The organism is Sorangium sp. So ce726, from assembly GCF_051521405.1.
In the GTDB taxonomy this organism is placed as follows: Bacteria; Myxococcota_A; Polyangia; order Polyangiales; family Polyangiaceae; genus Sorangium.
Map to the genome: position 1 here is coordinate 10,279,020 of NZ_CP150349.1, position 13,958 is coordinate 10,292,977.

At 72.6% G+C, this 13,958-nt stretch carries 2 protein-coding genes; both read left to right on the forward strand.

Annotated features, from left to right (window positions below; genetic code table 11):
• Window positions 1–2 precede the first annotated feature (2 nt).
• Entirely contained in the window at window positions 3–5,414 is a 5,412-nt protein-coding gene (locus tag WME79_RS38255) for an SDR family NAD(P)-dependent oxidoreductase (protein ID WP_437525325.1), read from the forward strand.
• Between the two features lie 38 nt (window positions 5,415–5,452).
• Window positions 5,453–13,927 carry an amino acid adenylation domain-containing protein gene (locus tag WME79_RS38260; RefSeq protein ID WP_437525327.1) on the forward strand — a complete coding sequence of 2,825 codons (8,475 nt, stop codon included), beginning with the start codon at window positions 5,453–5,455 and terminating at the stop codon, window positions 13,925–13,927.
• Window positions 13,928–13,958: the final 31 nt, after the last annotated feature.

The window sequence follows — 13,958 nt, forward strand, 5'->3', positions numbered from 1 at the left end:
CGATGCAGGACCTCGGAGATCTGCGCGACGCCATCGCGATCGTCGGGCTGAGCGGGCGGTTCCCGCAGGCGAACGATCCAGAGGCGTTCTGGAGGAACCTGCGCGATGGCAGGGAGTCCATCGCGCGCTTCACGGAAGAGGAGCTGCTCGCCGCCGGGGTCCCTCGCGCCCAGATGAGGGATCCGGGCTACGTCAAGGCGCGACCTTGCCTGGACAGGCCGGAGTGGTTTGACGCCGACTTCTTCGGATACAGCGAGCGGGAGGCGCAGTGGATCGATCCGCAGCAGCGGCTGTTCCTCGAGTGCGCGTACGAGGCGCTCGAGGACGCAGGCCACGACGCCGAGCGGTTCCCCGGCTGGATAGGCGTCTTCGCCGGCGCCAAGATGAACTCGTATCTCCTCTCGCACCACCGCGCGCTGCTCCAGAAGTTTGAGTCCTCCGAGGCAATGCAGCTCCTGATCGCGAGCGACAAGGACTATCTGACGACGCGCGTCGCGTACAAACTCAACCTCAAGGGCCCGAGCATCAGCGTCCAGACGGCCTGCTCCACCGGGCTCGCGGCGGTCCATCAAGCATGCCAGAGCCTGCGCGCGGTCGAGTGCGATATGGCGATCGCGGGCGCGGCGTCCGTGATGTTCCCGGAGCGGCGCGGGTACTTCCACGAGAAGGGCGGGCCGACGTCTCCCGACGGCCACTGCCGTCCTTTCGACGCCGACGCTGCGGGGACCGTGTTCGGCGACGCGGTCGGGGTCGTCGTGCTGAGGCGGCTCGAGGACGCGATAGAGCAGGGCGATTTCATCCACGCGATCGTCCTCGGATCCGCGACGAACAACGACGGCTCCGCCAAGGTCGGGTACACCGCCCCGAGCGTCGACGGGCAAGCGTCGGTGATCGTGATGGCGCACGAGGTGGCCGGCGTCCGGCCGGACACCATCGACTACGTCGAGGCGCACGGGACCGGCACGTCGCTGGGCGACCCCATCGAGATCCGCGCCCTGGAGCAGGCCTTCCGGCGCGCCGCCGCCCCGCTCCACCGGTGCGCCCTTGGATCGGTGAAAGGGAACGTGGGCCACTCGAACACGGCGGCCGGCATCGTCGGGCTCATCAAGACGGTGCTGGCGCTCCGGCACGCGCAGATCCCGGCCACGCTCCACTACCGGCGGCCCAACGCGGAGATCGATTTCGACAGCTCCCCTTTTCATGTGAACACGGAGCTCCGCGCCTGGCCGAGGGGCAGCGGCCCTCGGCGAGCCGGCGTGAGCTCGTTCGGGATCGGGGGGGCGAACGTGCACGCGGTCCTCCAGGAAGGGCCCGCGTACCCGCCGACCCCCGCCGGAGAGAGCGAGATCCTGGCGCTGTCGGCCCGGAGCGAGGCGGCGCTGGCAGCGATGCGATCGCGCCTCGCGGAGCACCTCGAGGGGCACCCGGAGACCTCCTTGCGCGACGCGGCGTTCACGCTGCTCGAGGGGAGGCGGAGGTTCTCGCACCGCGATTTCGTCGTCGCGTCGTCGTCGCCCGACGCCGTCGCGCGGCTGCGCGCGCCCAGGCCGGGGCGAGGGGCGCGGACGGGCGCCGCCGGCGTGGTGATGCTGTTCACCGGCCAGGGAAGCCAGCACCCCGGAATGGGCCGGTCGCTGTACGAGGAGCACGCCGTCGTCCGGGAGACCCTGGACGAGTGCGCGGAGCGGCTCCGGCCGCTCCTTGGCCGCGATCTGAGATCGCTGCTGTTCAACGGCCCGGCCGAGGAGCTCCGGGAGACGGAGGTCGCTCAGCCGGCGTTGTTCGCCGTCGAGTACGCCGCGGCGCGGCTGCTCGAATCGTGGGGAGTGCGCGCCGAGGCGCTCCTCGGGCACAGCGTCGGCGAGCTCGTGGCGGCCTGCGTCGCGGGGGTGTTCTCGCTCGAGGATGGGCTCCGGGCGGTCGCGGTGCGCGCGAGGTTGATGCAGTCGCTGCCGCGCGGGGCGATGCTCGCGGTGCCGCTGTCCGAAGGGGCGGCGCTCGAGAGCTTGCCGCAAGCGCTGTCGCTCGCCGCGGTGAACGGGCCCGAGCTGTGCGTCGTCTCCGGCCCCGAGGCGGCCATCGCGAGGTACGAGGCCGAGCTCGGCGCGCGCGGGATCAAGGGCCGCAGGCTCCAGACCTCCCACGCCTTCCACTCCGCCGCGACCGAGCCGATCCTGGACGAGTTCCGCAGGGTCATGGCGGGGATCCCACTGCGCGAACCCCGGACTCCCCTCCTCTCCAACGTCACCGGCGGGTGGATGACGGGCTCGATGGCGCGGAGCGCCCAGTACTGGGCGGACCACCTGCGGCGCGCGGTCCGCTTCGGCGACGGCGTCAAGGCGGCGCTCGAGGGCGAGGGACCGCATCTGTTCGTGGAGGTCGGGCCCGGCTCGACGTTGTCCTCGCTCGTGCGCGCGCAGCTCGGGGGCAGCGCGGAGAGCGCGGCCGTTCCGCTGCTGCCCGGGCCGGGCGACGCCGGGAAGGGCCGGCGCGTGCTGCTCGAGGCGGCCGGCGAGCTGTGGGCGCGCGGCGCGGCTCTGCGCTGGCAGGCGGTATTCCCGGACGCCCGGGCGCGCCGCGTCCCGTTGCCGACCTACCCCTTCGAGCGGAGGCGCCACGTGGTCGAGGACGGCCTGCCGGAGCCGTCCACGGGCGCGGCAGAGACGACGGCCCCCGAGGGCGCGGAGGACACCGGGGGAGCGCGGCTGTTCCGGCTCCGCTGGTCTCGCCTCCACGAGGCCGCCTCGGAATCCCGGCTCGAGAATGGGGCGCCGTGGCTGCTCCTCACCGACGCAGACGAGGGCGCGGGCGCGCTGGAAGCGCAACTCCGCGGCTCGGGCGCTCGCGTGATCACCGCCCGCCCCGGGCCGGCGTTCGCTGCGTCAGGCGACCTCGCGTTCGTCCTGCGCCCTGACAGCGAGGAGGATCTCCGGGCGCTGCTCTCGACCCTCGACCAGCAAGGCCTCTTTCCCGGGCGCATCGTCCACCTGTGGAGCGCGCTCGGGGGGCCGGTCGAGGGCGCTGAAGCGATCTTGCGGAGGGGCTTGCTCAGCGTGTGCGCCGTCTCGCGGAGCCTCGGCGCCGCGCCGCCAGGGGCGGAGCTCGAGCTCGCGATCGTGACCCGGGGAGCCCACGCGATCGCCGGCGAGACGACCCCTTCGCCGGACCATGCCGCGCTCGTCGGCCTCTGCCGCAGCCTGGGCAACGAGCTCGCCGGCGTCCGCTGTCGCGCCGTCGATGTGATCCCGCCGCGGGACGGGGAGACCACCACGTCGTGGGCGCGGGCCGTCTTCCGAGAGCTCGCGGGCGAGCCGGAGCACGACCTCGTGCTGCTGCGCGCGCAGCAGCGCTGGGTCCCGGCGTTCCAGGCGATCCCTCCGTCACCGGCCGCGGAAGCGTCGCGCTTGCGGCGTGGGGGCGTCTACCTGATCACGGGCGCCTTCGGCGGGCTCGGGCTGCGCCTTGCCGAGCACCTCGCGCGCGCCTGGTCCGCGAAGCTCGTGCTGATGGGGAGGACGCCGCTCCCGCCGCGATCGGAGTGGCCGAGCTACCGGGAGCGCGACGGGGCGCTGGCCGCGACCGCCGAGATCCTCGAGGCGCTCGGGCGGATGGAGGCGCAGGGCGCAGAGCTCGTCGTCGCCGCCGGGGACGTGGCCGAGCCGCAGGACGTGGCGCGCGTCTTCGCCGAGGCGAGGGCCCGCTTCGGGCGCATCGACGGGATCTTCCACGGCGCCGGGATCCCGGGCGCCGGCCCGCTCGAGGCGCGGACGAACGAGGAGATCTGCCGGGTGCTGTCGCCGAAGACCACCGGGACACGGAACCTCGCCGACCAGCTCGGGCAGGAGCGAGAGCAGCCGTTCCTTGTGCTGTTCTCATCGGCGTTCTCGCACCTCGGGGCGATTGGACAGGCGGACTACGCCGCCGCGAATTCGTACCTCGACGCCTTCGCCGGGGCGTACCAGAGCGCGACCGGCAACCCGAGCTTCGCGGTCGCGTGGGATGGCTGGGAGCAGATCGGGATGGCGGCGCGGGCCGGGATCACCCGGCCAGGGCCATTGCCGCCTGGGCCGAGGTCGAGCCTCCAGGGGCACCACCCGCTGATCGACCGGGTGGACGGCGCGGCGCCCGGACCGCGGGTGTTCCACAAGCGGTTCAGCCTGGCGCGCGACTGGCCTGTCGCGGAGCACCGGACGAAGCACGCCGGGCTGGTCTCGGGCACGACCCTGCTCGAGATGGCGCGGGCCGCGGCCACGCTCGCAGGGATGGGCGCCGTGGCGCTGCATGAGGTCCGCTTCCACGCGCCCTGCCGCGTGGAGGACGGGGCGCCACAGGACGTCTGTCTCGAGAGCGAGCGGAACGGGACGCGGACCGAGTTCTCGATCTTCGCTCCGGGCCCCGCCGGTGCCAGGGAGCGGCTCGCGTCAGGCACCTGGACGCCCGCTCTCGACGAGACGCGCGAGCACGCGCCTGTCGAGTCGATCCGGCGGCGCTGCCGACCGGCGGCCGCGCGGCAGCTCTTCGAGGCCGTCAACGCGAGCGGCTTGCTCCGGTGGGGACCTCGCTGGGACTGCATCGAATCGCTCCATGTCGGGGAGGACGAGGCGCTCGCCGAGCTCCGCCTTCACCCGGAGTTCGCGGCGGATCTGTCGGTGTACGGTTTGCACCCAGCGCTGCTCGACGTGGCCACCTCGGTGACCGCCGTGCTCGACCCTCGAGGGATCTACCTCCCCGCGGGGTACGGCCGCGTGGTCTGTCTGGCGCCCACTCCATCGAGGCTGTTCAGCCATGTTCGCCTGCGCCGGGAGGAGACCGAGCCTGGCCGTGTGCTCTCCGCGGACGTGACCGTGCTCGACGAGCAGGGGCGGGTCATCGCCGACGTCACCCGCTTTGTCCTCCAGCGGGTCCACGGCGGCGCCGGCGCCGCCCTCACCGCGCCGTCGCGGAGAGCGTCGCGCGGCATCGACCCGGAGGACGGGCTGAAGGCCCTTGAGCAGATCCTCGCCCTCACCGGGCCCGAGCAGATCGTGGTCTCGCCGCGCGACTTCCCGGCCCTCGCCGAGCAGCAGCGCCGCGCCCGGCTCGAGCCCTCCGCGAGCCCCCGGCGGCCCCTCGGCGACGACGAGCGGCCTCGCGACGAGATAGAGCGCGTGGTGTGCTCGCAGTGGGAGGAGCTGCTCGGCCGGCGGCCGATCGGCATCCACGACGAGTTCTTCGGCCTCGGCGGCCACTCGCTCCTGGCGATCCAGATCCTCTCGCGGATCAAGGACGCGTTCGACGTCGATCTGCCGAAGCAGGACATGTTCGAGGGGGCGACCGTCGCCCGGCTCGCCGAGAAGATCACGAGCGCTCTCGCCGAGCGCCTCGCGATGCTCGAGTCGATGACAGACGCGGCCGCGCCCGGCGAGCCGTCCTGAGCCGTGAGCGCGCCGGAACCTGGGAGAGGAGCGTCAAGGTGAGCGAGCTAGAGCAGCGGATCAAAGGCCTGTCGTCCCAGGAGCTCAAGGCGCTCGTCGCGAAGCTGAAGGGACAACGTCCGTCCGGAGGCGGCGCGGCGGCGGGGCCGCAGCGGACCGGGACGCGGTCGAGGTTCCCCCTGTCGTTCGCGCAGCAGCGGCTCTGGTTCCTGTACCGGTACGCGCCCGACAGCCCTGCGTACAACCTCCACGGGGCCGCGCGGCTCCGCGGCTCGCTCGACGTGGCGGCGCTCGAGCGGGCCATCTCGCTGCTCGTGGAGCGGCACGAGATCTTGCGGACGCGCTTCGGCGAGGACGCCGAGGAGGCCCACCAGGAGGTGCTGCCGCCGTCCGGCGTCGCCGTGGCGGTCACGGACCTCTCCACGATGGATCCAGCGGCGCGCGAGCGCGAGCTCGCCCTCCGAGGCGCGGAGATCGCCCATGTGCCCTTCGCCCTGGAGCGAGGTGACCTCCTCCGGACAGCCCTCTTTCGCCTGGCCGCAGAGGAGCATGTCCTGCTCATGGCGACTCACCACATCGCCAGCGATCACTGGAGCTGGGGCGTGCTGCTCCGGGACCTCGGCGCGCTCTACAATGAGCTGGTGGCAGGGCGCGCCCCGCGGCAGGCCGAGCTGCCCGTCCGGTACGGCGATCACGCCGTCTGGCAGCGGAGCCAGTGGAGCCAGGAGCGCCTTCAGCGGGCGCTCGCGTACTGGAAGGAGCGGCTGCGCGGCGCGCCGGCGCTCCTCGAGCTTCCGCTGGACCAGCCGCGCCCGGCCTCGCAGGCGCACCGTGGGGCGAAGGCGTCGCTCACGCTGTCACCGCGGCTCAGCGCGGCGGTGAAGGCGCTGTGCCAGCGGGAGGGCGTCACCCTCTTCATGGCGCTCCTCGCCGCGTACCAGGTCCTCCTCTGTCGCGTCACGCAGAAGCTCGACGTCGTCGTCGGGTCACCCGTCGCCGGGCGGACGCGGCGAGAGATCGAGCCGCTCGCCGGGATGTTCGTCAACAACCTCGCGCTCCGCGCCGATCTCTCGGACAACCCCAGCTTCGTCGAGCTGCTCCGCCGCACGAAGCGCGGCGTGCTCGACGCCTTCGCGCACGACGATCTGCCGTTCGAGCTGCTCGTGGAGGCGCTGCAGCCCGAGCGGAGCACGTCCCACGCGGCGCTGTTCCAGACCCTGTTCATCCTGCAGACCGCGGCGGCCGATCTGCCGGCCTTCACGGGGCTCACGCTCGAGCCGGTCGAGGTGCCGGTGACGACATCGAAGTTCGACTGGACCGTCGAGGCCTGGGACCGCCCGCAGGGCCTCCGGCTCGATCTGGAGTACGACACCGACCTGTTCCGCGGCGAGACCGCGGAGCGGATGCTCAGGAGCTATGAGGCGCTCCTGCGCGCGGCGGCCGCGCGCCCCGACACGCGCGTGCTCCACCTGCCGGTCGTGCACGAGGGCGACGCGCTGCACCTCGAGCAATGGAACCGGACAGAGCGGCCTTTCCCCGAGGAGCTCTGTGTCCACGAGCTCTTCGAGCGGCAGGCGCGGCGCCATCCGGAGCGCGTCGCGCTCTCGTTCGGTGAGGGCGAGATCACGTACGGAGAGCTCGACCGCGCGTCGGCCCGCCTCGCGCGCCGGCTGCGCGCGATGGGCGTCGGCCCGGACGTCCCGGTGGCGATCTGCATGGAGCGATCGATCGATCTGGTCATCGGGCTGCTCGCGATCCTGAGATCGGGCGGCGCCTACGTGCCCCTGGATCCCGCGCTGCCGGGCGAGCGCATCGCCTATATCCTGCGCGACGTCGGGGCCGCCGTCCTGCTCACGCAGCGCGCGCTGCGGCTCCCGCTCGCCGGCGAGCCGCAGAGAACGGCGTTCTTCGAGGACCTCACCGCGGATTCCGGCCTGGCCGAGGAGCCGCTGGCGGCTCCGCCGTACAGCCGGAACCTCGCCTACATCATCTATACGTCAGGCTCGACCGGGCACCCCAAAGGCGTGCAGGTCGAGCACCGCAGCGTCGTGAACTTCCTTGAGACGATGCGGGAAAGGCCCGGCCTCGACGCCGGCGACGTGCTGCTGTCGGTGACCACAGCGTCCTTCGATATCTCCGTCCTGGAGCTGTTTCTGCCGCTGAGCGTCGGTGGAAGGACGGTCCTCGTGTCCGCCGCCGAGGCGCGGGACGGCACCGCGCTCCTGCGAGCGCTGGAGCGCTCGGGGGCGACAGTCATGCAGGCGACGCCGAGCACGTGGCGCCTCCTGCTCGCGGCGGGGTGGACGGGCAGCCCGCACCTCCGCGCGCTGGCCGGCGGGGAGGCGCTGCCGCCGGACCTCGCCCGGGAGATCAGCGCGCGCGCTGGCTGCCTCTGGAACCTGTATGGCCCGACGGAGACCACCGTGTGGTCCGCCGCGGCGCGCGTCGACGATCCGGACAGGATCACCCTGGGATCCCCGATCGCCAACACGCGCATCTACATCCTGGACGAGCGGCGCGAGCGGCTCCCGATCGGCGTGGCCGGGGAGCTGTACATCGGCGGAGCGGGCCTGGCCCGCGGGTATCACGGCCGGCCTGACCTGACCCGGGAGCGGTTCGTGGAAGACCCGTTCTCGCCGGCGCCGGGCGCGCGCATGTACCGCACCGGCGACCTGGCGCGCATCACGCACGACGGGGGGATCGAGTTCCTCGGCCGGATCGATCATCAGGTGAAGATCCGCGGCTTCCGCGTCGAGCTCGGCGAGATCGAGGCGACCCTGGCGCGCCACCCTGGCGTCAGGGAGTGCGTCTGCGCGGCGCACCGGGACGCGGTGGGCGAGGCGGTGCTCGTGGCCTATTACGTGCCCGCTTACGTGCCCGCAGCGGGGCCGGTGAGCCCCGAGGCGCTCCGGGCGCACGCGCGCGCGTTCTTGCCCGAAGCCATGCTCCCGGCGCGCTTCGTCGAGCTGCCCCGGCTGCCGCAGACGCCGAACGGCAAGATCGACCGCAAGGCGCTCCCGGGCCCGGACGCGCTGGAGCGCGTGCCGGCGCGCGATCGGCAGGAGCCGGCGACCGAGATGGAGAGGCTCGTGGCGGCTGTCTGGGAAGAGCTCCTCGGGCGCGCGCCGGGCAGGACCGACCATTTCTTCGAGCTCGGGGGCCATTCGCTGCTCGCGATGCGCGCCGTCTCCCGCATCCGCGAGCGCGCTGGCGCGGAGGTGCCGCTCCGGTGGCTGTTCGACACGCCGGCGCTCGCCGACCTGGCGCAGCGGATCGAGCAGATCGCACGTCCATCGACGCGCCCGGCGCTGCGCCGCCGCGACCCGGGCGGGGTGATCCCGCTGTCGTACGCGCAGACGCGGCTCTGGTTCCTGGATCGGCTGGCGCCCGGAACAGGCGCCTACAACGTCGGCGGTGCGGCCGAGATCGCGGGGCCCTTGTGCGTGCGCTCCCTGGAGCGCGCGATCCACGCCGTCATCGAGCGGCACGAGGCCCTCCGCACCGTGTTCCGCGTCGTGGACGGGGCTCCCGTCCAGATCGTCCAGCCGTCAGCGCAGCTCGACTTCGAGGAGATCGATCACCGGGCGCTCGCCCGGGACGCGCGCGAGGCGGCGGCGCTCGCGCGGCTGCGGCGGATGGCGGGGCGCCCGTTCGACCTCGCCCGAGGCCCCCTGGTGCGGGCCGAGCTCGCGCAGATCGACGACGAGCGGTACCTGTTCGCGTTCGCGATGCACCACATCGTGACGGACGGCTGGTCGCACGAGATCTTCGTGCGCGAGCTCGCCGCCGCCTATGAAGCGATCTCGGCGGGCGAGCGCCCGCGCTGGGAGCCGCTCCCGGTCCAGCACGGCGACCACGCGGTCCACGAGCGGCAGCGCTGGGACGAGGCGGCGCGCAGCGAGGAGATCGCCTTCTGGAAGGCCGAGCTCGCGGGGGCCAGTCAAACGCTGGATCTACCGACGGATCACCCTCGCCCCGCGGAGAAGCGGTATCAGGGGGCGCGGCGCCACTTCCGCTTCTCGCGAGCGCTGACCGAGGCCGTCGAGGACCTCGGCCGCGAGCGCGGCGTGACGCCGTTCATGGTCCTGATGGCCGGGTTCCTCGCGCTGCTCCACCGGCTCAGCGGGCAGGCGGACCTCCTCGTCGGGACGCCGATCGCGGGGCGTGACCACCGCGAGCTCGAGGGCGTCATCGGGTGCTTCGTCAACACTCTTGTCTTCCGCGGTGATCTCGGGGACGACCCGCCCTTCAGCGCGCTCCTCGCGCGGGTGCGCGGCACCGCGGTGCGCGTGTTCGCTCACGCGGACATCCCCTTCGAGCGGCTCGTCAACGCCGTTCGACCGGAGCGAGATCTCGGCCGGACTCCGCTGTTCCAGGTGATGTTCGCCTTCCAGCCCAAGGTGCCCGCGCCGGTCGCGCTGGGCCGGGCGCGGGTGACGCCGATCGACCTCGATCCCGGGACATCTCAGTACGACATCACCCTGTCGATGCAGCACGACGGGGCGACCCTGAGCGGTCATATCGAGTACGACACGGCGCTGTTCTGCGAGGCGACGATCGCGCGCCACGCCGAGCTCCTCCAGCGCCTCCTCGCCGAGGCGGCGCGTGAGCCCGAGACAAGGGTCTCGGCGCTCCTCCCCGGCGAGGCGCTCGGGCCCGCGACGGCAACGGCTGCGCGCCGGGGACTCTCGGCGCCCGCGCTCCCGTTCGTGCGGAGCGACCTCGCAGGGGAGCCTCCTCGGCTCGTCCGCCGCGCCCGGCGCGTCGATGCCGGGCTCATCCGCGGGCTCGAGGCGCGCGCTGCGCTCCTCGGCGTGACCCCGGGCGCGGCCGTCGCCGCTGCCTTCGCGCAGGCGGTCGCCGCGTGGAGCACGTCGCCGCTGGCCATCGTGGTCGGCGCGCCGGGCGAGCCGCCGAACGGCATGCTGTCCGTCTCCATCGGCGCGGGGAGCGGGCAGATCGAGGTGAGCCGCAGTGGCGAGGCGCCGTTCGCCGACCTCGCCCGGGCCTTCGACGAGGCCATGGCGCTCGCCGCGCCCGGGACACGAGCGCCGGACGAGGCCGTGCGTCACCCCGGTGCGACGGCCGTCAGGCTGCACGTCTCCGCGCCCTTCCGGCCCGAGGGAGGGCGACAAGGCGCGCAGGCTCCCTGCATCGAGCACGAGATCCAGCAGGACGAGGGGGGCTTCGTGCTGCGCTTCGGCTCCGCCGACGAGCTGTTCCCTGAAGGCCTCGCGGCGGATCTCCTGGAGGCGTACGAGGCGCTCCTGAGCCGCCTCTCCCGGGACGGCGCGCCCTGGACCAGGGCGGCGACCATCGAGCTCCCGGAGCGGCAGCGCGCCGTCCGCGCCGGCGTCAACAGCACCACCCGAGAGGTCTCGAGCGACCTCCTGCACAGCGGGTTCATGAGGCAAGCGGCGCTGCGGCCCGCTGCGCCGGCGATCATCAGCCCCGACAGGACGCTCACCTACGGGGAGCTCGATCGAAAGAGCAGCGCGCTCGCCCGGCGCCTCCGCGCGCTCGGAGCCCGACCGAACGCGCTCGTCGCGGTGGCCGCGGCGAAGGGGTGGGCGCAGATCGTGGCGATCCTGGCGGCCCTCAAATCGGGGGCGGCGTACCTGCCTGTCGATCCCGAGTGGCCCGTCGAGCGCATCCGCGCGGTCCTGGACCAGGGGCAGGTGGAGATCGTCCTCACGCAGGAGCGCCTGGCCTCCTCGCTGGCCTGGCCCGGGGCCCTGCGCCTGATCGCGGTCGACGACGACAGCGCGTCAGCGTCGGAGGACGACAGCCCGGTCGCGGCGGTCCAGGGGCCGGACGATCTCGCCTATGTGCTGTTCACGTCGGGCTCGACGGGGAAGCCCAAGGGCGTCGCGCTCGATCACCGCGGCCCGCTGAACACGATCCTCGAGATCAACGAGCGCTTCCAGGTCTCCCCATCGGATCGCGCCCTCGCGCTCTCGGCCGTTCACTTCGATCTCTCGGTGTACGACGTGTTCGGCCTGCTCGGCGCGGGAGGCGCCCTGGTCCTCCCCTCGCCCGAGGCGGCGCGGGATCCGGCGCACTGGCGGCACCTCATCGAGACCCACCAGGTCACGGTCTGGAACTCGGTGCCCGCGCTGATGCAGATGTTCGTCGAGCACCTCGGCGGCGGTCCTCTGGCGTGCCCCTCGCTGCGCTGGGTGATCCTGAGCGGCGACTGGATCCCCGTGCCCCTGCCCGATCAGATCCGCCGCGCTTGCCCGGGGGCGCGGGTCATCGGGGCGGGGGGGCCGACGGAGACGTCGATCTGGTCGATCTTCTATTCCATCGGAGAGGTGGATTCGACCTGGAGGAGCATCCCTTACGGCAAGCCCCTCCGAAACCAGCGTGTCCACGTGCTCGACGAGCGCATGCAGAGTTGTCCGGACTGGGTCGTCGGCCGCATGTACGTCGGTGGGATCTGCCTCGCCCGCGGCTACTACCGGGATCCTGCGCAGACCGCGGAGCGCTTCCTCGAGCACCCGGAGACGGGCGAGCGGCTCTACTGGACCGGCGATCTCGGGCGAGTCCTTCCGGACGGGAACATCGAGTTCATCGGGCGAGAAGACTTCCAGGTGAAGATCCAGGGAAACCGCATCGAGCTCGGGGAGATCGAGGCGGCGCTGGCGCAGCATCCCGACATCAAGCAAGCGGTGGTGTGCGTCGAGTCGACCCCGAGCGGGGCCAGGCGCCTCGTCGCCTGCTACGTGGCCGAGCGGGGCGCCGCGCTCGAGCCTCGCGCCCTGGAGGAGGCCGTCGCCGCGAGGCTGCCGCGGGCGATGGTGCCCAGCGCGTGGGTCGCGCTGGAGCGCATGCCGCTGACGGCCAACGGCAAGGTCGATCGGACGGCGCTCCTCGAGCTCGCTCACCGGCACCACCAGGGGGCCAGCGCGGCCTATCGGGCGCCGTCGTCGGAGGCAGAGCGCCGCATGGCCGCGCTCTGGGCCGGCATCCTCACGCTGGATCGGGTGGGCGTGGACGACAATTTCTTCGCGCTCGGAGGGGATTCGCTCCTTGGCATTGCGCTGGTGGAGCGGGCGCGCGAGGCGGGGCTCAACGTCACACCGAGGCAGCTCTTCCAGCACCAGACGATCGCGCGCCTGGCGGCCGCTTGCGCCTCCCCGGACCGCGCGGCGGTGGACGTGGAACCAGAGAATGGGGAGCGGCCGCTCACCGTCCTCCAGCGCTGGTATCTGGAGGAGGCCGGCGGGCGCACCCGCCCGGCGCGCTGGAACGTGAACCTGCTGCTGGAGGCCGTGGCGCCGCTCGATCTCGACAGGCTCGCGCGCGCTTCGCTTGTCCTCGTCAACCGCCATGAGGCGCTCCGCGCGCGCTTCGAGCGCGCCCCGAGCGGCTTTCGCCAGGTGATCGACGCTCCATGGACCGAGGCGCCGTTCGCGTGCGTGGATCTGTCCAGGATCCCTGAAGATCAGCGCCGGGCCGAGCTCGAGCGGCATTGCGATCGCATGCAGGACGAATACGAGCTCGAGCGCGGGCGGCTGTTCCGGATCGTGTTTTTCCGGTGGGACGAGCAGGGGCGAGGCCGGTTGTGGCTCAACGCGCACCACCTCGTCGTCGACTGGATGTCGATGATGATCGCCGCGCTCGATCTGCAATCCATTTACGATCAGCTCGCGACGACGGCCACGCCCCGCCTGCCGCCCACGGGCGCATCGGCCGGCCGCTGGACACGCGCGCTCGAGCGGTGGGTGAGCGACGAGATCCTGCCGAACGAACGCGCCTACTGGCTCTCGCTGCCCTGGGACGAGATCGATCCCCTCCCGGCGGACCATCCGGCGACCCGCCATCTCTCTACGGTGGAGTCGGTCCGCGATCACTGGGCGTCGCTCCCCGAGCAGGAGTCTCAGGTCATCTTGCGGGACTTGCCGGCGCGCATCGGGGTGAGCACGGAGCACGCGCTCATCGCCGCGGTCCTCCGCGGCGTGACCGCCTGGACGGGCCGCGATTGGCAGGACATCATGGTCCTCAACTCGGGGCGTGATCTGATGCCCCATCACCCGGAGCTCGACGCGTCGCGCACGGTGGGGTGGCTGAGCGCCGAGCGGGTGCTCGTGCTCCGGCGCTCGAGCCAGCAAGAGCCGCTCGCGGCGCTGCTCGATACGAGCCGGCAGATCGATCGCATCCCGAACGGGGGCCATGGCTACAACCTCCTCAAGTACCTGGGAGGCGACGCCCGGCTCAGCGCCGAACTCGGGCGGCTCCGGAAGCGACCGGGGATCCTGTTCAACTACCAGGGGCGCGTCGAGCCACCTGCGCAGGGCTCGATCCTCCGCGTGGCGAGTGAGTCCACGGGGTACGACGAGGCGGCGACGAACCTGCGGTTCAACCTGTTCGAGTGCCACGTCCTCGTCCGCGGAGGGGCCCTGGCGTTCCGGTGGCGCTACAGCGCGAACGTGCATGCGAAAGCGACCGCGCAGAGGGTCGCCGGTGACGTCATCGACGATCTTCGGGCGATCGCGCGCGCGTGCGGGTGAGCGGAGCCCGCGCCCGTGCGCGCGGCGGCGC